The sequence below is a fragment of the Bacillus sp. 05T22 genome (assembly GCF_056396765.1).
This window is the reverse complement of record NZ_JBFTMC010000028.1, coordinates 1-24,419: the sequence shown is the minus strand read 5'-3', so window position 1 is coordinate 24,419 and position 24,419 is coordinate 1. Positions and strand designations below refer to the sequence as shown.

The following is a 24,419-nucleotide window of genomic DNA, read 5'->3' as shown; positions in this document are numbered from 1 at the left end:
CCCCCGCTACGCTTTATTACTACACATTATGGACAACTTCTTTATTTTAGAACTGAAACGTATAAAAAAAAGCCAATGAAATCATTGGCTTTAACGAACTGTTTTTCTTTTTTTCAATACCTTTAAACCGAAATAAAGAGCAATAAAGAGCACTGCCCCAATAATTATGTAATGCGTATAATCAGCTGCATATTCTTTAATATGGCGCCAATTCCCACCTAGTTTTTCTCCTAAATAAATAAAGAGAATTGACCACGGGATAATCGCAACTACTGTATATAGTGTAAAAAGTTTTAAAGGCATTTTCGCTAATCCTGCTGGTATTGAAATTGCATGACGTACAATCGGGATGAAACGGGCAGAGAAGATTACCCCCGCACCATAACGTTTAAACCAACTTTCGGCTACATCTAAATGATGCTTGTTAATCAATAAATATTTACCATATTTTTCAACTACTGGACGCCCTCCGTAATATCCTAACCAGTATAAAAAGATTTGTGCTAATGTACCGCCAATTGTACCGGCGACTACTGCCCCAATAAAACTTATTTTATCTTGCGCAACTAAAAAACCCGCATAAGAAAGGACAATCTCACTCGGAATAATTTCAATCATTAGCCCTAAAGCAACTCCAAAGTATCCTAAACTTGCAAAAAATTGCAATAACTGCTCTATTAAATTCGCTAACATTTGCTTTTCTATCTCCTTTTCTGCTTACATACCTTCTTATTATCCCACAAAGATTTATGCATGCCAATATATTCCTCATTCTTTACCCAAAATATGTACAATTCATTATAAATATACCAGGCACGAATAGAAAGAAAAAGAGATTTATACGCTGTGAATGATCCCTGGACTATGACCTGCATGTGCTTGAGGAAGGGAACTTCTGTTGGAGTACTGTTAAAATATCTTTATTCTTATCTTTACATATTTTCTTAATCAAGTAAGGAGCTTTTATTCCTATCTTTCATACAGGCAAACATCTCTCTAATTTGCCACTCTGTATTTCTAGCAGTCGATAACTCTGGGATTTCCTTTTCACCAAAAAAGGTCACTTCTTCCGTTTCAATACTTGTTTGTTTTTCGCCCCCAACAATTTCACAACCAATAAATATTTTATATACATGCATTGCTGATGGTGATGGATAATGTTTTTCTTTATCAAATACTGCTAATAATCGAAAATGATCAACTTTATAACCCGTTTCCTCCCACACTTCTTTTGCTGCCACTTCTGTTGGCGTATAGCCAACATCTGCCCAACCACCTGGAAGAGCCCATTTCCCGTCACTTTTTTCTTTCACAAATAATAATTTTTCATCCTGATACACGACAGCCCGAATATCTACTTTTGGTGTTTGATAACCCATGTCATTGGCAAATAATCTCTCTACCACTTCCCAATCTGTCTTCGTATAATGAGACATCATCGTAACTGAAAGATCACGTAATTGTTGAAAATGTTCCATATCATACACATCTTTTGAATACGTTAAACCAGCCTGAGCAATGGCTTGTATTTGTTTTACCCAATCGATCCATTTCGCTTCCATATTCTCACCATCCTAGGAAAGATATTCTCTACTCACATTGAACAATACGTAATTTCACTGCAAACGAAAAAATAGACTACTTGTTCACTTAAAACTAAACTATACTTAGCAAAAATAACAGAATATACACCATTCCTTAAAAATCTTACTATAACCTCTGTTAATTCATATTGTTGATTAAGAAATAAAAAATATAAAAAGTTCACCTTCATTTGTATAAACGAATTAAATAGTTATAAATTTTTGGATAGCTGTTACAAAAGATTCCTTCTCTTCAACAAAAGGAAAATGATTACTATTTTCAAAAATTACTAATTTTGAATCTGAAATCAAGCTATGTATTTCCTTTGAATACAAAACTGGGCATTGAACATCATGTTGACCACACAAAATGAGAGTAGGGAAATGAATATATCTTAATTTCTCTCGAATATCATACGTTTTAAGATCTTTATTATAGGCACGCATTCTTTTTCTAATTATTTTATTAAAAGGCCGTTTATTAAAATATTCATTATATTTCTAATGAACCAAATCTCCCTGTCCCATCCGTTTACATTTTACCATATATAACCATTCTTTTGTTAGATCATTACTCTAATTGCACTCTTTTTTGAGCAATGAAAGACTAATCTCCATATACACTTAAAGAATGGTGCGCTTCCTAGAAATTACCAATCCCCTACAATCATTTTACTAATAGACGCATTATTACTTTGATGTTCCACAACGTCGAGCAATTGAAACCTACTCAAATAAGATGAATCTTTAATCTTTCGTTTCTTGCTCCCTCCTTCACCTAATATAAATTTTAATATAGTAATCTTACTACTCGCCAATAGCGGGATAACAAAAAAGAGATTGATAACGAATCAATCCCTTTTCACATTATGTTAATTCATGGAGGTGTTCTTCAATATATTGCCGACGATTATTGATATATTGAAAAATCATTTCTGCTTCTTTATCAAAAATGTCTATTTTATCTTTCATATAAGGATCTTGAATAAGATACGGACGAATCGCTTCGCACATTCCCTCTACTTGTGGCCTTATAAAAGAAACCGTAAATTTTCCCTCCAAAATTTCTTCAAGGATATTGCGGTAACGTTTTCGAAATACTGGTATATCAAGAATTCTGGCACTCAATGTATTATACCCTTGAATTCGAATGTATTCATGATTAAGTGGCCTTCCCTCTACATCACGCCCCCATGTAGCATCATAATCCCATGGTATCACTTCAAACAAATGCGTTTCATCATTATGATACAATGCATAGTTATGAACAAATCCATCAAAGTTTTGAGTCAAAATAACACCTGCTAACCATCGCAAATATTTTTCAACATCAAGATAATTCACTATTTCTTTTTCATATTTTTCTCGTGATAGTGCATTTGCCTGATAAACGAATTCACTAAGCTGTTCTTCACTATGTTCATTCGCACATTTAAACTCATAGCCTGCAGATAGGTTTGTTTTAACATCTTGATCACGCTCACTTATTAAAGAAAAATTCGCATCATCATCAATCGCATAATAAATTGACCCACTCGGTAATYTACGGATTTTCAAAAAATGCTCATCAACAGATTCTAATTGCAAATATACCCCTTGAATTTGACCATTAATTTTAATAAAAACATGCTGGGATTTTGGCGAAAGTACACCAATATCACTAAAGAAGTCAAGCGATAATTTATTTCTTATAATTGACGGATCCTTAAACTCAGAATTCAAATGAAACTCTTTCACCCCTTGAAATTGTTTCGGTTTATAGAACATAACATGATATGATTTTTTATCAAATTCTCGAATATGTGCTCCCCGGTATACAATGTCAATATCATACTTTCTTTTCCCATATGTTAATTTAGCAGGCACTGGACTATCAGACCAAATGTCCTTCTTTAATTCAACAAGATACATCGGATGAATAAAAAAATCATAAGAAGGCAACATGTTCTCCCATCCCTTCTTTTTTTCTCCATTTAATGTATGCTCATTGCTTTGTCCATGTCCATATATCCGCTATATGTCTATTTTTATTGAAATCTAAGCTCTTATCTCATACAGAAGAAATTCTCTCCTCATACCCTGATTAATGTAAAAGGACACTTTTTCATTTTAATTAGCGATAAGGAGGGTTTCTATGAAACGTGATATTCAAAAAGCCGTTGAGGAAATCAAAAGCGCAGGGATGGAAGAATTTTTACATCAAGACCCAAGTAAGTTTGATTGTGACGATAATAAATTTTCTGGTCATAAATGTACAACAAGCTGTAAATGTYCTCGAACAAAATGTACACGTGCGAAAAAATGTACGTTCGTTACAAAATGTACGCGGGTGAAAAAATGTACGTTTGTTACGAAGCGTACTCGTGTACGTGTACAAAAGTGGACATTCGTTACAAAAGTTACACGCGTTAAAAAATGCACATTTGTTACAAAACGGACACGTGTGAAAAAGTGCACTTGTGTTACAAAATGTACGCGGGTGAAGAAATGTACGTTCGTTACAAAACGGACACGTGTGAAAAAATCCTCTTGTGTTACAAAACGGACACGTGTGAAAAAATGTTTCTGTAAAAAATGTGTTTTCATCCGTAATCATGATAAAAAATCTTGCGATCACTCATGGGATGATGACTGTCATTCAAGCTGCCATGATTGCAATCGTCACAAACATTCATCTTGCAAACGGAAAAAATGCGATCACTTCTGGTTTAGAAAACGTAATTGCTAATTCTTTATCCCTTATCGTTAACAGTAAACGTAAAAAGACCGCTCTATTGCGGTCTTTTTATACTTGCTGAAAATGACTTATATTGGCAAACTGTTTAACACTAGCCTCTTTCCCTTCAAATTCAATGATACTTAAGCTCGCACTATGCATAAATGGATCATCCCACACTCTTTCAACAGAAAGACCAGCAAATTGCCCCACAAGCAATTTTGCAGCTGCTGCGTGTGATACAATTAAAATGCTTTCTCCTTTATGTTTTTCTAAGAGAAGGTTTACTCCTTCCATCACCCGGTTATATACATCATAAAAACTTTCGCCTGATGTCGAACAAAAACGGTGCGGCTCATTCCAAAACACATGTACCTCCTCTGGGTACTGCGCTTCCAAATCAACAAGCGTTTGCCCCTCCCAGATCCCCATATTAATCTCATAAAAGTGGTCATCTGCTATAATAGGAATATTTCGCTCCCCTTTTATTAACGCTGCTGTATGCATTGTTCTCCCACTTGGACTACTATATATCGCATGAAGTGGTATATCCTTTATACGTTCACCTAGCAGTTTTGCTTGTAACATTCCTTTATCAGTTAAATTTGAGTTCTTTCTTCCTTGCATACGCTTTGCTATATTCCATTCTGTTTCTCCATGACGCGTTACATATAATGTCGTTTTCATTTGTTTCCTTCCTCCCATTAAATCGGTCGTAATTCCCATGGTTCTAATGTTCCTACAATATAATCACTTTGTTTACTCTGAATTCCTGCTATAACCCCTTCAGCAATCTCTTCATGAGTCAACCAACTTGAATGTTCACCTTGTAAAATAAATCCTAATAAAATTCTATGATAATTACAGAAAGCACTTCCTATTTTTTGACGTTCCAATCGAGATGCACTACTCCCTAATATATGAAACAAACTATAGGATTTAGAATGTAATTCCATTTCTTCACAAATTACTTGAAGCGCCTTTTTAGCGGTTGTATGTACCCAAGCTACGACTAATGTGATAGGTCCATTTTGTTTAATCGTATCTTTAATAGATTGTTTTAAAATGTCGCTATCGTGGTAATCAAGAGAAATACATGTAACATTTTTTGGAGCATTACACGTATTCTTCACACCTTCTAACCTATCTTTATCTCGTCCAATAACAGAAACATAAAGCCCTTGATTACAAAGCCAAACGGACACTTTCTTCAGCATCCCTGTTCCTCCAATAACGAGCGCATGCATGCTCTTCCCATCCTCCTTTATTTCATCAATAAAATTTCATATGTGATTTTGCTTCCTTATAATACTTTAAGCGATCCTGCAGTGTACCTGAATGAAACTCAAACTTATGTCCATCTGGATCAATAAAATAAATAGACTGACAATCTCTTACATCACGTTCTCTTCCTTGTAAAATATGAACTTTATTCTCCTCTAATCGCTTTAATAGTCGACCAAAATCCTCTTGTTTAACAGAAAATGCAAGATGTGTATATGACTGATGAATTTCATTTCGTGCAATACCCGCTTCTTCATTGAGTGCCACCCACACTCCACATATATCAAAATATGCGAGTTTTCTTCCTTTTACTAATAGCTTTCCCTCTAATACTGTTTCATAAAATTGAATAGATCTTTCTAAATCTGAAACCGAAAAACAAAGATGATTAAAGCCATTTATCAACATAAGTCCTCCTTACAAAAAAAGAGATGAGCAAAAATTCGCACATCTCTTATTATACTATTTTTTTGTAATATACGCCCATTTATAACTAAAATCGCCGCCGAATGTATGATTTGCAATTCCTTTTACATATGTTTTTTCTAAATATGCTGTACTTTGCTGATAAGTAGGTGAAATCGCTGCATCTTCTCCAATTAAGATTTTTTCAGCTTCTGCAAGTGCTTTCCAGCGCGCTGCATCATCTTTTAACAACTCACCTTTCGATTTAGCAACTAAGTCATCATATTTCGGATTTGAATACGCCATTTCATTAAATGTACTTCCTGTAATAAACATATCAATATACGTCATTGGATCTGGATAATCTGGGCCCCATGCTGATAGTGAAAACTCATATTGTAATTTCTTCTCTAAATCTAATTTCTGTTTATACGGTTGTTGTTTCAAATTCACTTTAATTCCAGGTAAATTTTTCTCAAGCTCTTCTTTAATAAAGTCGCCAACTTTTTTCCGGCTACCATTATCATCGTTTAGTAATTCTACCGTAATTGTATCTTGACCCAGCTCTTTTTTCGCTTCTTCCCATAACTTTTTCGCTTTTTCCGCATTGTCTTTACTATCACGGAAGTTTTTATTTACAGTACGAAAATCTTTTCCATCCGGACCTGTTGTAAATTTCTCTGGTACTAAGAAATATGCTGGTAATGAGCCATCATTTAAAATGACATTTGCAATACCTTTTTTATCATAAGCTAAATCAATTGCTTCACGTACTTTTTGATTTTTAAATGTTGCATTTTGTTGATTAAAACGTAAGAAATACATACGCGGATCTAGTTTCGTTTTGAATTCATCTGGCTTATTCTTTTTATATTTATCAACAAACTCTGAAGTTAAAATTACACGGTCCGCTTGATCACTATCATATAGGTTTACACCTGTGCTCGTTTCTTTTACGACACCGACATTAATTTCTTCTAGTTTTACAGTATCTTTATCCCAATAATTTGGATTTTTCTTTAATTGATAGCTTTGCTCATGCTTCCATTCACTTAACGTAAACGGTCCATTGTATAAAATTTTATCAGCTTCTAATGCATACTTATCACCTTGTTCTTTTACAAACTTCTCATTTAAAGGGAAGAATGTTGGAAATGATGTAAGGTCAAGAAAATATGGAGTTGGTTGTTCTAGTTCTACCACTAGTGTCTTATCATCCTTTGCTTTTACACCTAGCTGATCAAGTGGTAGCTCCCCCTTATTAACTTTTTGAGCATTTTTTACATCAAATAAAATAAATGCGTATTCAGCTGCTGTTGCTTTATCAAGCGCACGTTGCCAGCCGTATACAAAATCTTGTGCACGAACTGGCTCACCATTCGACCACTTTGCATCTCGTAATTCAAAAGTATATGTTTTCTTATCCTCACTAATCTTCACATCTTTTGCCATACCTGGAGTTCGCTTATTATCTTTATCTAATCGATATAAACCCTCCATTGCATTTACAAATACTCGGAATGATACGGAATCTGTTGATTTTGATGTATCCATCGAAGGAATTTCTGCTGTTTCTAGTAAGTTTAGCACTTGTTTATCGGCCATCCCCTTACCTGTTTCTTTCTTCGTTGTCGATGCTTTCTCCCCATTTCCGCAACCTGCAACGAACATACTTGTTGATAATGCAAGTGCAGCAAGCGTTGAAACTTTTTTCTTCATTATTCCTTCCCCCAATCTGTATGTATACAATAAAGCATGTATGATAGTATTATACAAAAAATTCTGATTATTTTAAATATTTTTCTTTCCTAAAATAAAAAAAGAAATGAATGTAAAAGCTGCTCCATCTGCTTTTACATTCATTTCTTATAACATTTCTTTTTTTTCATCTTTTTGTAATCCGTCATCCAACTCAAAAAGATCTTGCGTACGAAACACATCTTCCATCATTTTTAAAAACTCTTTTTCACCTTGGGGCTCACCGTTAACTGTAAGAGAATATGGTTCAATTTCATGCAACCTGTAATCGACAACAAATTGAATGATAATTTTTTGTCTTGTCATACCATGATTGTATCCATGAAATTCTACTAATTCCAATCCATCTCCCCCGCGGTAATAAACCCAGGTTGGTTGCTTAAAATGCTGTTCAAAAGATTCCCCAATAGAAAAAAAAGGATACTCATAAAGGGAACTTGCTCGTACTTTTTGAATCACATCTTGATCTGTAGGAAAGAAAAAGTGACTCATGAATATACTAGCAGCTGTCAAAATTGTAACAATAGCCGCTCCCATTTTACTTGTTCCTCCACTATCACGGATGAGATAACGCTCAACATCCCCATTCTTTATCCCTCTTGCTTTTATCCGGTATATTTTCCGCTCAGCAAATCGATAATATAACCCATTTGCAAAAATTCCGACCCCTATCATCATTAAAATGAGCAATAAAAAGGTAAGGGGAACCATGTTAATAATGGGGAGTGCTACATTGAATCCCATATAGTATGAAAATGCATCACAAGCTACTAATAAAATTACAAATAAACAAGCAGGTAAGTAATATTTTCGGTAACCAAACCATCCGACATTGAAAATAGTAGCCCACCCATTCCAGCTCCACCTTGCTATTCGTTTCGTTTCTTTGTCCCATTTTCTTTTATAATATGGATAATGTGCTCCCACATATTGTTCCATATCTTTTTCGATTGGTGAGGTCTCCTCTTTTGTTCCATTATGTAAAGTTTGCTGACAATCTTCACAATTAAATTGACCGTCAGGACAAGGATTCCCACAATTTATACAATGCAAAATAATCCCTCTTTCCTTGATTTATCCCCTACTTATACTTCTGTTGTCCAGCATACTAAAAAATTTAGCTATTTAAAAATACGCTTTAACAAGATGGCTCCTCCCCGCAAATAACAGGTTAAACCATTCGTATGAAACTCAGAAATACTTACTTTCTACTAGACTTTGTTATCCTCTAAGCGATGAAAACTACTATCTCCATTTGAAAAGAGTTTTATCTTATTGCAAAATCTCCTCATGTTTCAATAACCATTCTTTTCGCCATAGGCCACCTGCATAGCCAACTAACTTTCCACTTTTTCCAATTACACGATGACACGGAACAATAATAGAAATCGGATTGCGGCTATTTGCACCGCCTATCGCACGCACCGCCTTTGTGTTACCAACCTTTTCTGCAATATCCAGATAGGAAGCACTCACTCCATATGGAATCGTATAAAGTGCATCCCAAACACTCTTTTGAAATGACGTTCCAACTGCTGACAATGGTACTGTAAATTCAGTTCTCTTTCGATTAAAATATTCATCTAATTCAGCGAGGCACTGTTCTACAATTTTATTTTTATTCTCTTCTTTCCGTTCCTCCACAAAAATAACAGAAGTAATTCCTTCATCATTTGCAGTAATTTCAAGCAAACCTATTTCACTTTCATAATAAGCTCGGTACATGCCCCTATCCCCCAATTTAATTTATTTCAATAATTGTAACATATATGTACAAAATTTCGAGAATAAGCGTTTCATTATGGAAACAAAAACGATGATGATACAATAAAGAAAACTGCAATGAGGGGGAATAAATATGGACTATCATCTTTTTTCATCTTATACGATTAAAGATATTACATTAAAAAATCGTATTGTTATGTCACCAATGTGTATGTACTCTTTAGAAAACGAAGATGGAAAAGTTACACATTTCCATCATATCCATTATGCGTCTCGAGCAACTGGTCAAGTAGGCCTTGTTATGCTTGAAGCTACAGCTGTTGTACCTGAGGGACGTATTTCTAATAAAGATTTAGGTATATGGAATAATGATCATATTCAAGGGTTGCAAAAAACTGTGTCCCTCATCCACGAAAATGGGGCAAAAGCAGCAATTCAGTTAGCACATGCTGGACGAAAAGCTGAATTACCCACAGACCCTGTAGCACCCTCAGCTATTGCATTTAATGATACAATGAAAACCCCAATAGAAATGAATAAACAGCTAATCAAAAAAACAATTTCTGCTTTTCAAGATGCCGCATGCCGTTCCAAACAAGCAGGATTCGATATTATTGAACTCCACGCGGCTCACGGCTATCTCATTAATGAATTTCTTTCTCCATTATCAAACAAACGAACTGATGAATATGGCGGATCACCTGAAAACCGTTACCGTTGCTTAAAAGAAATCATTGATGCTGTAAATGAAGTTTGGAGTGGTCCTTTATTCGTTCGTATTTCTGCAAATGACTATCATCCTGAAGGATTAACAGTCCATGACTATGTTCAATTTGCAAAATGGATGAAAGAACAAGGTGTAGATGTAATTGATTGTAGTTCTGGTGCAGTTATACCTGCACAAATCGACGTTTACCCTGGCTATCAAGTAGAGTATGCAAATCATATAAAAGGACAAGCACACATTGCGACAGGCGCAGTAGGATTGATTACAAGTGGGATACAAGCAGAAGAAATTTTAGCAAATAATGAAGCGGACTTAATCTTTATCGGTCGCGAGTTACTTCGCAATCCATATTTCCCAAGAACAGCAGCTAATGAACTTGGATTTGAATTACAAGAGCCCCACCAATATCAACGTGCTCGTGGTAAAATAGCCCCGACTCGCCGCTAATACACAATAATGAAAACGAGAAGGGCTCCCCTTCTCGTTTTCATTATTCCATCATTGTAATCTCTGTAGAATTATAAATATGGACACCAGATTCTTCACGTAGTGCCGCTAAGTACATCCCTTTTGCAACCTGCTCGGCTGTAATCGGCTTATACTTTTTTAAAGTACCATTAAATACAAATGGCAAAATACCAGATATCTTCTCAGCCATTCTTTCTCCAAAACGAAATTCTTCTCGATCTCCTAGCAATAGTGATGGTCTAAATATATGAATCCCGCCAATTACCAACTTTTGAAGCTCTTCCTCCATCTTCCCTTTTACTTGTGAATAAAAGAAAAGTGATTTTGGATTAGCACCCATAGAAGAAATTACAAGAAAATTTTGTACTCCTTGTTTTTCCGCTAAACAAGCTGCTCGTAATGTATATTCATAATCTACTTTTTTAAAATTCGCTTTCGTTTTTGCTTTCTTAATTGTTGTCCCAAGACAGCTAAAAACATCATCAACAGCAAAAAATTCTTTATACTCTTCTAATATAGAAAAGTCGATTTGTTTCTGCTGTAACTTTTCATGTTCCCATTGCAGTGGCTTTCTTACAAAAACCATAACCGAATCATAGTAATCTGAGTCAAGTAATAGCTGCGTCACTTCTTGTCCAACTAAACCACTCGCACCGAGTACTAAGGCTGTTCTTTTATTCATTTATCTTTATACCTCTTTATCTAATTTTATACCGTCCAAACAGGCAGTACAAATCCTATTTCTAGGAGTTTCCTTTTTCTTATTCTATCATAAGTAAAGCACTATGCGTGATGCAAGTGCTTTACTTACTCTTCTCTCCTTTTTTCTCTGTTGGTAACTTGGTTATTATCCTAGAGTCACCTAGATTACTTATTAATGTCTTGAGGAAAATCAAAACACATGTTAATGGCAAAACTACTGCTAGTATCAATAAGATTGCTTCCATTATGTAATCCAATTACTCATCCCCTTTTCATACCCTCTACCTCAATATATGAAAGGAGTGTTGTCACATATGCGACATTCATAAAAATTAATACTGTTCTTTTTGACAACTTTATAACAAAATCAAATCGGAATGATTATTATTTATTGCAACTTTCGTAAAGATGTATTATACTAAGTTCGCAACTTAAAACGTAATTATTCCGTTTTATAACAAAAAGATATTTTTTCTCTTATTTTGGAGAAAATAAAATTGGAAAAGAAAGAAAAGAGGAGAATTACATGAAGAAAAGGTTAATGGTATTTTCTTTTATACTTATTTTCACTTTAATTTTTGCTGGGTGTGCCAGCAAAAAAGACGAAGCTGCAAAAAAAGATGGAAAACTTTCTGTATATACAACTATTTTTCCACTTGCTGACTTCGCTAAAAAAATCGGTGGTGACTATGTAAATGTTGAAACAATTTATCCACCTGGCGCTGACTCTCATACATATGAGCCAAGTCAAAAACAAACGGTACAAGTTGCGAAGGCAGACCTATTCGTATATAACGGTGCGGAATTAGAGCCGTTTGCAGAAAAAATGGAAAAAGCATTAAAAAAAGAGAACGTAAAAGTTGTTAATGCATCTAAAGGTTTCGATCTTATCGCTTCATCAGAAGAAGAACATGAGCACGAGGAAAGTCATAAAGAAGAAGAAAATCACCATCATGACAAAGACCCACACGTATGGCTTGATCCTACACTTGCGATGAAGCAGGCTGAAAAAATTAAAGATGCACTCGTAGAATTGCAACCAGATCATAAAAAAGAATTTGAGAAAAACTTCGCTGCCCTACAAACAAAGTTCACTGACTTAGATGATCACTTTAAATCTGTTGTTTCAGATGCAAAAACGAAAGATATTTTAGTTTCTCACGCTGCATATGGATATTGGGAAAAACGCTATGGCTTAAAACAAATACCAGTTGCTGGCATCTCTGCTTCCGATGAACCATCACAAAAAGAACTTGCTAACATTACAAAAACAGCAAAAGAGCATGGTTTGAAATATATTTTATTTGAAACATTCTCTACTCCAAAAGTAGCAGAAGTTATTCAAAAAGAAACAGGAACGAAAATTTTACGTTTAAACCACCTTGCTACTATTTCTGAAGATGATGCAAAGAAAAATAAAGATTACTTCACATTAATGGAAGAAAACGTGAACACTTTAAAAGAAGCTACAAACTAAATTTATATTTCCTTTCAGACAGTTGAAACATATTCAACTGTCTTTTTTCATATTCAGCAGCTTGACTTCAACAAAATAACAAGTAAAATTATCCATATTAGTTTTAAAGATATACTATGTTATGAAAGCGAGTTGGAACTATGAATCTTCACATTTGTGAAGTAACAGCAAATAATTGGCGTTCAGTCGCTGCTTTAGACGTAGCAACAAAGCAGCAGCAATTTATTGAAAGTAATGCATTTTCTTTAGCGGAATCCCTATATGAAGAAAACGGAACGTCAGTAGGCTTATATGATGGAGAAACACTTGTTGGCTACGCAATGTATGGTTGGTATTCAAAAAAAGATGATCGCATATGGCTAGATCGTTTTATGATTGATTACCATTTTCAAGGAAATGGCTATGCAAAACGTTTTCTCCATCTGCTTATCCAGTATTTACAACAAAAATTTCAATGCAAAAAGATCTATTTAAGTCTTCATCCAGAAAACAAACTAGCAATGAAACTATATGAGTCTTTCGGTTTTCACTTAACTGGTGATATAGACGATGAAGGACCGGTTGTTGGGGTTGTAATGGAATTACTTATAGATGAAAGTATAAGCCTGTGAAAACAGGCTTTTTATTATTTTCTACTAATCTTTGTTTATTAATAGAAGAACAAGATGGTCATGTTTCATATTCTACCTCCGCATCAAAAATATAATTGTTTCACTTTTTTTCATTAACTAAAGATGTAATGCTAATAACGTACAATAATGTCCTTTTTTCTACAAAGTAAACACTACTACTTTTAATAACTATACTCCAAAAGAATAAAAACAATCTTTCAGCGAAAATATATGTACATATATGCAAAATCAGTAGTAAATGGAGGGTTTGTTTTGAAAGTATTCAAGTTCTTATTCGTAAGCCTTTCTGCTATTTTAATCATGCTTAGCAGTAATAGCTTCCATATCCCAGTAGAAGCAAAAATAGAGGCAGATATTGATGTAGTACGTCAAAAACCAATTACGTTTGTACTCGTTCACGGTGCTTGGGGAGATTCTAGCTATTGGGATAAAACAGCTAATGAGTTGAAACAAATGGGACATAAAGTATATACTCCTACCTTACCTGGGCATGGAAAAGATACGAATAAAGCTGTAAAACACACTGATTATGTCAAATCAGTAGTCAACTATGTGAAGGAAAGAAACATAACGGATTTTGTTCTTGTTGGTCATAGTTTTGGTGGTACTGTTATTTCAAAAGTTGCCGAACAAATTCCAGATCGAATCCACAGACTTGTCTTTATGAATGCATTTGTTCTAGCAAATGGAGAAAGTGCAGCTGATGAAATCCCAGCCGAAGGAAAAACGCTTTGGACCGAGCTTGCAAAAAAATCGAAAAATAGTGCTATCCAATTGCCTTTTCCTATTTGGCGAGAAACCTTTATGAATAATGCTAATCTCGACTTAGCGAAAAAAATTCACGAAACTGTTACACCAGAACCAGCTGGACCACTTTTTGAAAAGCTGGACCTTACGAAATTTTATCAATTAAATATTCCAAAAAGTTATTTCTATTTAACTGAAGATATGGCAGTTCCACAAGGTAAAGATTCAGGATGGCACCCTCACATGTCAAATCGCCTTGGATTATTTCGTTTAGTAACTACACAAGGTGATCACATGACTATGTTTCATGCTAAACCAGCAATTGTCGCGAAGAAATTAGTTGAAGCCGGCAGAGATTAATAACAAAAATAAGTCTGCTAAATTAGCAGGCTTATTTTACGCATTCTTTAAAATGTTCTTGGAACCATTCTTTATTAATATCTTTCCCGATAAAGACCACTTCACTCACGCGCTCTTCTCCCTCTTGCCACTCTCTATCGTAAGAAGCAGCAAATAGTGTATGAACACCTTGAAAAACAATACGGCGATCTACTCCATCGATCGATAGAATTCCTTTATATCGATATAAATACTCTCCTAATTCTTGAACTACAGCTGACATCCATTCGTTTAACTTTTGCAAATCTAACGGCCGCTCTTCACGTAATACAAATGATTTTACACCTTCTAAATGATGATGCTCTTTATGTGGATAAATCTCTAATGTATCACGCGTTTTAAACGTTTGAATTTCTAGTAAGGCCTGGATATCTACTTCACAATTTGTCGTTGAGATTAATTTTGCTGTTGGATTAATCCCTTGTAATTCAGTAAGGAGTTCTTTCTCTTCTTCCTCTCCAACTAAATCTAATTTATTTACTAAAACGATATCTGCAAAAGCAATTTGTTCTTTCGCTTCTAGCCCTTTTTCAAAATGTTTATGTATATGATAACTATCTACCACTGTCACAACACCATTAATTTTGTATGCTGATTGAATAACTGGATCTAAAAAGAACGTTTGGATAATCGGCCCTGGGTTTGCAAGACCTGTCGTTTCAATCACTAGACCATCAAAATCCATTTTCCCTTCTGCTTTTACATCCAATAATTGTTTTAGAGCAACAAGTAGGTCTTCACGCACTGTACAGCATAAACAGCCATTTGTCATTTCCATAATTTCTTCTTCTACATTCATAATTAATTGATTATCGATGCCAATTTGCCCTATTTCATTTACAATAACCGCTAATTTCTTTCCATGTTCTTCCGATAAAATACGATTTAATAATGTTGTTTTCCCCGATCCAAGAAAACCAGTTAAAATTGTTACTGGAATCATTTCGTACATCTCCTTATACCTACATCTTCGTACATTATACCATACAGATAAAGTGAAACTTCCATCAGTAGGTTTTTTCTTCATCCCCCACTGATGGTTAGTTGAACGAATCGGGCTTTTAGGGGCAGTTATCCCTCACCTATCTTCCTCGTTTCTCTCTTACTCTTGAGGTGAGGGCTTACTGCCCGTTAATGCGGGGTAAAATCGTTTTTTACAGCAAAGACATATTCATTGTAAGTACAGTCCAATAACTATATAATAGTACCGAACAAGAAAGCCTTTTCAAAAATATCATCATTCATCAAGGGGGTCTACTCAAAATGGAACGAATTCAAATGGCTAATAACCTTGAATTCTCTCGTATCATTCAAGGATTTTGGCGTTTAGCAGAATGGAATATGCCAAAACAAGAATTACTTTCTTTTATCGAAAATTGTATGGAGATGGGGATTACAACTTTTGACCACGCCGATATTTATGGAGGATATACGTGTGAATCATTATTCGGGGAAGCATTACAATTACAGCCTTCTTTACGTGATAACATGCAAATTGTCACAAAATGTGGAATCGCTCCCCCATCTCCAAAGTTTCCAAAGCGATATGTCGCTCACTATAATACAAGTACGAAACATATTGTAAAAAGCGTGGAACAGTCACTACAAAACTTACATACTGATTATATTGATTTGTTACTGATTCATCGACCTGATCCATTTATGGACCCAAGTGAAGCGGCAGAAGCTTTCACACGTTTAAAACAAGAAGGAAAAGTTCGTCATTTCGGTGTATCTAACTTTTTACCGTCTCAATTCAATATGCTTAGCTCATATTTAGATTTTCCGCTCATTACAAATCAAATTGAAGTATCTGCGATGCAGCTTGAGCATTTTGAAAAAGGTACAATTAACTTATGCCAAGAAAAAAGAATCAGTCCTATGATTTGGTCTCCTCTTGCTGGTGGAGAAATCTTTACAAGTCAAAATGAACGTGCTGTACGCTTACGAGAAACTTTACAAAAGATTGCGAATGAACTAAATGTTGATGGCATCGATATTGTCATGTACGCATGGCTACTTGCTCATCCAGCAAAAATGATGCCAATCGTTGGCTCTGGTAAATTAGATCGCGTGAAGTCAGCTATCGCTGCAACAAAACTTACATTAGATCGTCAGCAATGGTTTACCATCTTTGAAAGTTCGAATGGACATCCCGTACCATAATTCGCTAAAAAATCATAAAAAGGAGCTAATACTTTATAGCTCTTTTTTTTCATACCTGTTTCTTGTCATCGCAAACACACATGTATCCCTGAGTCCCTTACCATCTACTGCTACACTACTGCTTTCTAAAATCCCTTCTAATTTAAAACCTAGCTTCTCAGGTATCGCTCTACTTTTTACATTTCGCGAATCACAACGAATCTCTATCCGGTTTGCTTTCAACTCAGAAAAAGCATAATCCATAATACCTTGCGCAGCTTCTGTCATATAGCCTTTTCCGCCAAAACGCGAATCTATCCAATATCCAATTTCAAATCTTGGTATTTCCCAATCAATACGATGCAATCCAGAAGAAGCTACAAATTCACCTGTTTCTTTTAAAAATACTAGTAACCTTAAATCTTCCCTTTGTAAAAATTGAATATGTGACCTTCTTATACTCGCTTCGATTTCTTCTTCTGTTTGCTCTTTTTGAGCGAAAACCATCCACGGCTTCAGTTCTTCTATCGATGCATTGATAGCTTCATATACTACTTTTCCATCTCCTGGTTTCGGCATGCAAATAAGAAGCCTGTCTGTGTAAAATTCAGAAGGAAAATCAAGTAATAATGGATCCATTGCAAACACTCCCTATTATTCTTTTATATATAATAACATTTAACACTATATATAAATACAAATTTTAAAAACGGCATAAAATCTTTCTTTTTCAGATGGAAGAGAGCATCCGACCATGCATAGAAGCGGTCAGATCCTTTTCCTGCCCCATGCCCAGTGAAAACAAAGAGAGAAAACGAGTGCAAGTCACTTTTTTCTCCGTAGCAGCGACTTATGTAATAAATAACTTTTCTGAACTTCACTTATTTTCAAACCAAATTCATACATACCTATCTCTAGTTATATTCGTCACGACACTTTCCTTCCCCTTACTATTAATACTCATACAATCAATTGATTCACCTCTACCGCTGTACGTATTCCAGACTCAATCGCTCCTTGTATCCATCCATGATTAAGTGTTGTATGATCCCCAGCAAAATAAATTTTCCCTTCAGGTTTTACAATTTCCGGTTGCAATTCTGCTTCTTGACCAGCTTGAAAAATAGCAAACCCTCCTAACGCATACGGATCTAATGTCCAACTTTTGGATACTCCTGACACAAATTCATCATACACTTGACCACCTAATATAGTCGCCAAGTTATGTAATGTATAATAAATACGATCACCTTTCGATAATCCATCCCATAATAATGCATCATAAGACCATGTATAACTTCCAAGCATAATAGCAGGTCCCTTTGAACCAATACCATGACTCGGATAATATGCATAACGGATTGGTAAATCCGTTATAATCCTTCCTCCTAATTGACCCTGTTCTTCCCAAAAGCGACTTTTAAACTGAATTCCTATTTTAGTAGCAGCCATATAATGTAATTCGCGAATAGCTCTCCATTTTTCATGTGATACAGAATCGAAAGGATCAATTTCCACAAAGCGCATTGTGGAAAATGGAATTGTAATAATAACTAAATCACCTGTTATGCTGCTATATTCAAAGGTCTCTTCATGTCTGCAATATGCTGTCACACCTTTATCATATTGATGAATCTTCATTAATTTTTGATTATAAATAATATATCTCTCTAACTGAGGCAAAAAAGATTTTGGTAATTTATCATTGCCCCCACTAATTTCACAAAAACCACTTTCTTGCTGCAAAATATATATAAAACGTAACGTTTCAACAAATGATCTTTCTAAAAATCCTTCTAAATCTAAAAGTACACCAATCATTTCAATTGCTACTGGTGAAAAATACGTATTATATTGATAAGGATGATATTTTAAAAACTGCGCTGTTGAATACTTCCCAAAGTCTTTTTCAACAATCCCCCAATTTTTATCTGGATTTCTTTTAATGAAATCAATAATTGGCTGCACTGCTAACAATAATAATTCTTCAGATGTTTTTCCTTCTTCATTCATCACTACTGGATATCTTAAAATACTTGGATTTTTCTCGTATTGTTGTAATGTCGTTTTTCTACCATTCACATAAATAATATCCGTCTCATTTCGATTAATAAAGGGGGTCACTTGTAGCCCAAACTTTCTTATATAAGCCATCGTTAATGTATGTATATATGGAATGCGCATTGCTCCAACATCTAAATATAATCCTGTGTCTTCCATTCTAATAGTCTCAATTCGGCCTCCTATACGGTTATTCGCTTCTAAAATTTTCACATGATGTCCTGCGCTTTTAAGTAAGGATGCTGATACTAAACCAGCCATTCCAGCACCAATTACAATGATTTGTTTTGGCTCTACTGTTTTCGGTAATCCCTTATCAATAATTCCCACCATTTCATCAGTTGTGACATGGGATTGTGTATGCACTCGCATCATTCCACCCCTTACTTTGAAAATACAAAACAGTGATTCTCTGAATTGTATTCATGAGTATAGTAGAACAACACATTTTTTTCTGAATATTCACTAATAATTCACAGAGATTTGCTCTCATCATCCCTTTCTTATCATATAATGAGGATATAGATAGGAAATGTAAGGAAGGGATTGATAAATATGAAACGTACTTACGACTATCCTGAAACAAAAAAACATTTAGAATTGAAAAAACAACTACTATGCAAAAAATTATTGGATGTAAATTTAGGTGAAGATGATCGTAATCAAATTAAGATGGAAATCGATAACTACGAATATATTTTAACATTAGTGGAAATGAATCATTATGAACGTGGAATTTCTCATAACAAGCGGATGTGAAAGCATTCACTTGTTCATGTGAGCATTTCTTTACGCATTTTTCGTAAGTAAATATATAATAGAATGTACATTAAGATAGAGAGGTATATTCTATGATTAAACTAAGTGTATTAGATCAATCCCCTATTTCCGATGGCAGTACAGCAACTGCAGCTTTTTCCAATACAGTAACACTTGCTCAAGAAGTGGAAAAACTAGGATTTACTCGCTTTTGGGTGTCTGAACATCATAATTCTGTCAGTTTAGCTGGTTCAAGTCCTGAAGTGCTCATATCTCATATTGCAGCGAAAACAAATCGCATCCGTGTGGGGTCCGGTGGCGTTATGCTTCCACACTATAGCTCATATAAAGTCGCTGAAAATTTCCGTGTATTAGAAGCGCTTTATCCAAATCGAATCGATCTTGGAGTTGGTAGAGCACCAGGTGGTATGCCCATCGCAACTCGCGCGCTGCAAGAAGGAAAAATGATTTCACTCGACCAATATCCAGAACAAATTCAGGATGTAGCCATGTACTTACATGACAACGCACCTGAAAATCATCAATATGCAAACCTAAAAGCTTCGCCTGTCATTCCTACTGCACCTGAAATATGGATGCTTGGATCCAGTGGAGAAAGTGCCATGATTGCAGCAAAACAAGGGGCTTCTTTTGTCTTTGCTCAGTTTATCAACGGCTATGGTGGTCCTGAAGTGATGAAAGCTTATCAAGAACAATTCCAGCCATCTTTCTTAGGAGACAAACCAAAATCAATTGTTTCTATTTTTGTTGTTTGTGGAGAAACGACTGAAGGAGCTGAGAAAATTGCGTCTAGTCTAGATTTATCAATTCTATTATTAGAACAAGGAAAACGCACAACTGGTACTCCTTCCATTGAAACAGCACAAAACTATCCTTATAGTGCCTATGATTTGTTCCGCATTAAAGAAAATCGGCAACGTATGATTGTAGGTGATCAACGTTACGTCAAAGAACAAATCTTAAACTTGAGTAAGGCTTACAATACTGAGGAATTTATGATTGTAACCATCACCCATCAATTTGAGGATAAATTAAAATCGTATCGTTTATTAGCAGAAGCTTTTCATTTATAATATACAAAAAAAGTGCGTCACATAAAGTGATGCACTTTTTTTGGCCTAAGTTTTTTATAAATCTGTACCCTCAATATATTTAACTGCTTCTTGTAAGATTTCTTCAAAATTCTCAGGGTAATCGTGATTTAAGTTAGAAATAACCTTATACTCATGATTTATATTTTTTGTTTCCAATCGTTTCACAAACTTCTGTGTACATGCAAAGCAATCTTCATCCTGATCTCCACAAATAATATATCCCTTAATACCTTTATCTTTCAATTTATCCAGCAAGTCTTCCCACTCTTCAATCTCAGGAATCCATGGCGCTACAAAAACAAAGCCTTTTACAATAATATGTTCGTTTAAGATTGCATGTAACGCAACTCTTGCTCCAGCGGAAAACCCTCCAATAATTACATGCTCTACCTCACCATGATTACTAGCTACAATACTTTCATAGTGCTCCTTTAACTCACGAGATCCCTTTTCTATATCATCCCATACGTATCCTTCTGAAAATTGAATTTGAGAAGACTGCGGTAATGCTAATAAATACCCTTGAGACACAACCGATTGCCAATATGGTTCTGCTATCTTTATATTTTCTTGATCACCATGCAATGCAATAAGTAGATTGTTATGAATACCGCTATTTCCTTGTACAACTTTCAAATCAAATTGTTCAGATTTCTTTGCTACTTCTTCTCTTTCTTTACATAACTGAATCATCTGATGAAATTCTTCATATCTATGAAGAGGGTTCAAATCGGCATCTGTAATTAAATACTCATACCCATACCAAAACTCATTTTCTACAATCGCTTCTTTCATTATATGTAAAGCTTCTTTCTCAAGCCCAGATGCGCTTGCTAATGCATATTTAAAATTATATATTTGAGCTTTATTACCAGTTATCTTATCAGCATTTTTGGTAATATAATGGTATGCTTCTAAACTACCATCCTTTGCATAACATTCTAATGTCTCATTTAACAAACCAATATAAGTAATCTTACTCATCCACACTTACCTCCCGTAACCTTTTTAGGAATATATATTTCTCTAACACGGTTTCAGTCATCCTAAGGTTCCGGTAAACATACTGTCAAATTTTGAATATCAGATTAACAGTAACTCCTCCTACTCTTAGGATGACGTTTGCTAACTGACTTACAATTTTTCATAATACATCACTCCTTTCTATCTCTTACATACAATTAAATGCTAAATTGACAGAAAAGTCAATCTATAAATTGAACTATACTATACTTTCACATTTCTTTTCACCAAAAAAACAACAATATATAATTGTTGTTTTCATGTTAAACAATACTTTTTTTACTTTTATCTGGCTGGCTTGAAACTAAATAATGCTTCTCTGAAATATATAATTTTCGCTTTAATATACGATCTAAATACGGCGCTAGTTTCATTCCACATATAAGACGATCCTCATCATCTTCTACAATAGGAAACATTTCTTTTTCTGTAACATATTGGTCTACTGCTCTTTGCACAAGATCAATCTCTTTTACGAGTTTTAGATTTTCTTCTGTATGTTCAAATACCTCGAGCGTTTCCTTCGTTATAATGAACGTATTTGTAGGAAATGCTGGTAAATACGGTTTTAACAAGTCATAATTCACTGTATAATCCTCATTGACTAATACTGTATAAACAATATTTGCATTTGTTTCCAGAAATTTAGCCATTGCTTGCTCTAATTCGTCTTTCGTAATTGACCTCTCCTCTTTTCCACTTTTGAAAAAGCGAAACATTGCATCGCCTCCTTTTTTACTATATTATACCATAGAAAGAAAGCTGAAAAATCATAAAAAAACCTATTGAAAGAATTTTCAATAGGTTTTGATGTCTTATTTTAAGAAGGCACTCAACATCCAAACATGTTGTTCTAATGTTGTATGAATAGCTAATAGCATATCTGCTGATGTTTCATCTTCAGCCTCATCCGCTACTTCCATACCTTCTTTTAATTCTTGAATGATTGCTGAGAAATCATTTACTAATGTTTTCACCATTTCTTCAGCTGATTCTTTACTTGTTCCTTCATGTACAGTAGATGTTTCTAAATACTCTTTCATTGTTGCTAGTGGTTTTCCTTCTAACGCTAAAATACGTTCTGCTAATTCATCAATATATGTTGCTGCTTCATTATAAAATTCTTCAAATTTTTCATGTAATGTAAAGAAGTGTGGGCCTGTCACATACCAGTGATAGTTATGAATTTTTACATATAACACATTCCAGTTTGCTACCTGCTTGTTTAATACTTCAACAACATTTGTTTTCGTACTCATTCAATCCACTCCTCTTTCTTTTTATAATTATTCTCTTTTAATAATACATTCTTATTGTACCATAAATTCCCTACTCGTCCAAATCATCCGCTTATATGTAACAAAGTTTTAACAACTTTAATCATTCCTAAATGTCGAGAAATCCATGTACCCTTTCTTGCACTTCATATGTCTAATTGTCCAAGCTCACACATATACATAATAATAGGTCAAGCTCATCATAGTAGAAAGAGGGATTACATGGATAATCAGCAATGGCAAGTAGCTAAAAAAGTTGCTGCTACTTATATTGGGACTGTCGTCGGAGCTGGATTTGCAACTGGGCGAGAGATTGTTGAGTTTTTTACGATTAACGGATTATACGGAACAATTGGAATATGCGTAAGTGGATTTTTTTTCATTTGGTTAGGAACGAAAATGATGTTGCTTTCTTCACAAATCGGTGCATTTTCCGCTCAGGAATTTAACAGATATTTATTTGGTGATGTATTTGGAAATGTGGTAAACACTTTGTTATTACTCGTACTTTTTGGTGTGACAAGTGTTATGCTATCAGGCGCTGGTGCTGTATTCGAAGAACAACTTCGGCTACCACGACAACTCGGTATTTTCATTACAGTTATCGCATGTATCATTATTGGTAGTCGTGGATTACAAGGTGTATTTGAAGTAAATACACTTGTAGTACCAATTATGATGATTTTCATTATCGGACTTGCTATTACAACTTTTATTCATGGCACAATACCTATCTTTAACACTATTCCTATAGAAAGTTGGAACATGAAATGGATAACAAGTCCACTTACATATGTCGCCTTAAATCTTTCTCTCGCCCAAAGTGTTCTAGTACCGTTAGCAAGTGAAGTAAAAGATCGAAAAGCGATTCTATGGGGCGGAATTTTAGGAGGAGCTGGACTATGCTTTATTCTATTATGTAGTCATTTAGCCATTTTATCTGTTGACCAATTTTATCAATATAATATTCCTATGGCTGAAGTAGTAAGAAGATTTAATGCTACTTTCCATTTCTTCTTTGTCCTGATTATTTTTGGAGAAGTGTTTACAACATTAGTTGGAAATGTATTTGGGATGACAAAACAAATGCAATCTATCACTGGCTGGAAAAACAACAATATTATTTATTTTATTTTACTAATTAGTTATTGTTTTAGCTATATTGGTTACAGTGAACTTCTTCACATCTTGTATCCAATAATCGGATGGGTTAGCATCATCCTTCTTCCAATTATCGCATATAAACAGCTAGAGAAAACATAGTAAAAAAGCATCCGTTATGTAAAATGTACCCTATAGAATAGACACTTAAAAAAAAGTCTATTCTATAGGGTATTTCTTGTATAATAGGAGAAAAATTAGAATCGGAGAAATTTCACAATGACGAAAAAGCTATTTACAGAAAAAGAGGTTCAA

25 protein-coding genes are annotated in these 24,419 nt (G+C 34.6%); 9 read left to right on the top strand and 16 right to left on the bottom strand.

All coding sequences use genetic code 11. From position 1 onward, the window contains the following. Positions 1-90 precede the first annotated feature (90 nt). The 3 genes from uptA to cotH all read right to left on the bottom strand — a co-directional run bounded on the left by uptA (position 91) and on the right by cotH (position 3,527). On the bottom strand, positions 91-693 hold the full coding sequence (uptA, locus tag AC1DIT_RS11625; RefSeq protein WP_016114592.1) for an undecaprenyl phosphate transporter UptA: 603 nt from the start codon (positions 691-693) through the stop codon (positions 91-93). 251 nt (positions 694-944) lie between these two features. Then, a complete protein-coding gene (locus AC1DIT_RS11620) occupies positions 945-1,562 on the bottom strand; it encodes an NUDIX hydrolase (protein WP_016132749.1) in 618 nt (205 codons plus the stop codon). A gap of 888 nt (positions 1,563-2,450) precedes the next feature. Next, entirely contained in the window at positions 2,451-3,527 is a 1,077-nt protein-coding gene (gene cotH, locus AC1DIT_RS11615) for a spore coat protein CotH (RefSeq protein WP_476998200.1), read from the bottom strand. Between the two features lie 190 nt (positions 3,528-3,717). Here cotH and AC1DIT_RS11610 point away from each other — a divergent pair, with 190 nt between their 5' ends. Continuing rightward, on the top strand, positions 3,718-4,311 hold the full coding sequence (locus tag AC1DIT_RS11610; protein WP_476998199.1) for a CotG/ExsB N-terminal domain-containing protein: 594 nt from the start codon (positions 3,718-3,720) through the stop codon (positions 4,309-4,311). 57 nt (positions 4,312-4,368) lie between these two features. On the opposite strand, the gene AC1DIT_RS11605 is transcribed toward AC1DIT_RS11610, so the two are convergent. The 6 genes from AC1DIT_RS11605 to AC1DIT_RS11580 all read right to left on the bottom strand — a co-directional run bounded on the left by AC1DIT_RS11605 (position 4,369) and on the right by AC1DIT_RS11580 (position 9,471). Then, the gene (locus tag AC1DIT_RS11605; RefSeq protein WP_033671127.1) at positions 4,369-4,986 is read right to left on the bottom strand and encodes a phosphoserine phosphatase 1; all 618 of its coding nucleotides are present in this window, start codon (positions 4,984-4,986) and stop codon (positions 4,369-4,371) included. A gap of 17 nt (positions 4,987-5,003) precedes the next feature. Further along, positions 5,004-5,546, bottom strand: a complete 543-nt coding sequence (locus AC1DIT_RS11600) for a short-chain dehydrogenase (RefSeq protein WP_016114586.1) — start codon at positions 5,544-5,546, stop codon at positions 5,004-5,006. A 25-nt stretch (positions 5,547-5,571) separates the two neighbouring features. Next, a complete protein-coding gene (gene fosB, locus AC1DIT_RS11595; protein WP_033671126.1) occupies positions 5,572-5,988 on the bottom strand; it encodes a metallothiol transferase FosB in 417 nt (138 codons plus the stop codon). A gap of 57 nt (positions 5,989-6,045) precedes the next feature. Then, positions 6,046-7,707: a peptide ABC transporter substrate-binding protein gene (locus AC1DIT_RS11590; RefSeq protein WP_016114584.1), complete on the bottom strand. Its 1,662-nt coding sequence runs from the start codon at positions 7,705-7,707 to the stop codon at positions 6,046-6,048. Positions 7,708-7,854: 147 nt separating this feature from the next. Next, positions 7,855-8,799: a DUF2628 domain-containing protein gene (locus tag AC1DIT_RS11585; protein WP_016131334.1), complete on the bottom strand. Its 945-nt coding sequence runs from the start codon at positions 8,797-8,799 to the stop codon at positions 7,855-7,857. 219 nt (positions 8,800-9,018) lie between these two features. Then, positions 9,019-9,471, bottom strand: a complete 453-nt coding sequence (locus tag AC1DIT_RS11580) for a methylated-DNA--[protein]-cysteine S-methyltransferase (protein WP_016114582.1) — start codon at positions 9,469-9,471, stop codon at positions 9,019-9,021. 133 nt (positions 9,472-9,604) lie between these two features. On the opposite strand from AC1DIT_RS11580, the gene namA reads away from it, so the two are divergent. Continuing rightward, on the top strand, positions 9,605-10,645 hold the full coding sequence (gene namA / locus AC1DIT_RS11575; protein ID WP_016132747.1) for an NADPH dehydrogenase NamA: 1,041 nt from the start codon (positions 9,605-9,607) through the stop codon (positions 10,643-10,645). Positions 10,646-10,688: 43 nt separating this feature from the next. Here the strand turns inward: namA and AC1DIT_RS11570 are convergent, their stop codons facing one another. Beyond that, positions 10,689-11,348 (bottom strand): oxidoreductase, encoded by a 660-nt coding sequence (locus tag AC1DIT_RS11570; RefSeq protein WP_016114580.1) that lies wholly within the window; start codon positions 11,346-11,348, stop codon positions 10,689-10,691. A 546-nt stretch (positions 11,349-11,894) separates the two neighbouring features. Here AC1DIT_RS11570 and AC1DIT_RS11565 point away from each other — a divergent pair. The 3 genes from AC1DIT_RS11565 to AC1DIT_RS11555 all read left to right on the top strand — a co-directional run bounded on the left by AC1DIT_RS11565 (position 11,895) and on the right by AC1DIT_RS11555 (position 14,584). Continuing rightward, the gene (locus AC1DIT_RS11565) at positions 11,895-12,845 is read left to right on the top strand and encodes a metal ABC transporter substrate-binding protein (protein ID WP_016114578.1); all 951 of its coding nucleotides are present in this window, start codon (positions 11,895-11,897) and stop codon (positions 12,843-12,845) included. A gap of 140 nt (positions 12,846-12,985) precedes the next feature. Then, positions 12,986-13,456, top strand: a complete 471-nt coding sequence (locus AC1DIT_RS11560; RefSeq protein WP_016132746.1) for a GNAT family N-acetyltransferase — start codon at positions 12,986-12,988, stop codon at positions 13,454-13,456. A 273-nt stretch (positions 13,457-13,729) separates the two neighbouring features. Then, the gene (locus AC1DIT_RS11555) at positions 13,730-14,584 is read left to right on the top strand and encodes an alpha/beta hydrolase (RefSeq protein ID WP_016114576.1); all 855 of its coding nucleotides are present in this window, start codon (positions 13,730-13,732) and stop codon (positions 14,582-14,584) included. A 31-nt stretch (positions 14,585-14,615) separates the two neighbouring features. Here AC1DIT_RS11555 and AC1DIT_RS11550 read toward each other — a convergent pair whose 3' ends face one another. Beyond that, positions 14,616-15,566 carry a CobW family GTP-binding protein gene (locus AC1DIT_RS11550; protein ID WP_016114575.1) on the bottom strand — a complete coding sequence of 317 codons (951 nt, stop codon included), beginning with the start codon at positions 15,564-15,566 and terminating at the stop codon, positions 14,616-14,618. A 320-nt stretch (positions 15,567-15,886) separates the two neighbouring features. On the opposite strand from AC1DIT_RS11550, the gene AC1DIT_RS11545 reads away from it, so the two are divergent. Continuing rightward, entirely contained in the window at positions 15,887-16,789 is a 903-nt protein-coding gene (locus AC1DIT_RS11545; RefSeq protein WP_016114574.1) for an aldo/keto reductase, read from the top strand. Positions 16,790-16,822: 33 nt separating this feature from the next. On the opposite strand, the gene AC1DIT_RS11540 is transcribed toward AC1DIT_RS11545, so the two are convergent. Both AC1DIT_RS11540 and AC1DIT_RS11535 read right to left on the bottom strand, forming a co-directional pair. Then, positions 16,823-17,407 (bottom strand): GNAT family N-acetyltransferase, encoded by a 585-nt coding sequence (locus tag AC1DIT_RS11540; protein ID WP_016132745.1) that lies wholly within the window; start codon positions 17,405-17,407, stop codon positions 16,823-16,825. 321 nt (positions 17,408-17,728) lie between these two features. Further along, complete coding sequence (locus AC1DIT_RS11535) at positions 17,729-19,201, bottom strand: flavin monoamine oxidase family protein (protein WP_033671125.1); 1,473 nt, start codon at positions 19,199-19,201, stop codon at positions 17,729-17,731. A gap of 183 nt (positions 19,202-19,384) precedes the next feature. Here AC1DIT_RS11535 and AC1DIT_RS11530 point away from each other — a divergent pair, with 183 nt between their 5' ends. Continuing rightward, positions 19,385-19,588, top strand: a complete 204-nt coding sequence (locus tag AC1DIT_RS11530) for a DUF3896 family protein (RefSeq protein ID WP_016114571.1) — start codon at positions 19,385-19,387, stop codon at positions 19,586-19,588. Between the two features lie 92 nt (positions 19,589-19,680). Then, positions 19,681-20,682, top strand: a complete 1,002-nt coding sequence (locus AC1DIT_RS11525; RefSeq protein WP_016114570.1) for an LLM class flavin-dependent oxidoreductase — start codon at positions 19,681-19,683, stop codon at positions 20,680-20,682. Between the two features lie 54 nt (positions 20,683-20,736). On the opposite strand, the gene AC1DIT_RS11520 is transcribed toward AC1DIT_RS11525, so the two are convergent. From AC1DIT_RS11520 to AC1DIT_RS11510, 3 genes are all read right to left on the bottom strand, one after another. Next, entirely contained in the window at positions 20,737-21,687 is a 951-nt protein-coding gene (locus AC1DIT_RS11520; protein WP_016114569.1) for an alpha/beta hydrolase, read from the bottom strand. A gap of 302 nt (positions 21,688-21,989) precedes the next feature. Beyond that, positions 21,990-22,445 (bottom strand): DUF3939 domain-containing protein, encoded by a 456-nt coding sequence (locus tag AC1DIT_RS11515; RefSeq protein WP_016114568.1) that lies wholly within the window; start codon positions 22,443-22,445, stop codon positions 21,990-21,992. Between the two features lie 96 nt (positions 22,446-22,541). Continuing rightward, positions 22,542-22,985 (bottom strand): Dps family protein, encoded by a 444-nt coding sequence (locus tag AC1DIT_RS11510; protein ID WP_016114567.1) that lies wholly within the window; start codon positions 22,983-22,985, stop codon positions 22,542-22,544. Positions 22,986-23,225: 240 nt separating this feature from the next. On the opposite strand from AC1DIT_RS11510, the gene AC1DIT_RS11505 reads away from it, so the two are divergent. Next, on the top strand, positions 23,226-24,266 hold the full coding sequence (locus AC1DIT_RS11505; RefSeq protein WP_016114566.1) for a YkvI family membrane protein: 1,041 nt from the start codon (positions 23,226-23,228) through the stop codon (positions 24,264-24,266). The last annotated feature ends 153 nt before the right edge of the window (positions 24,267-24,419 follow it).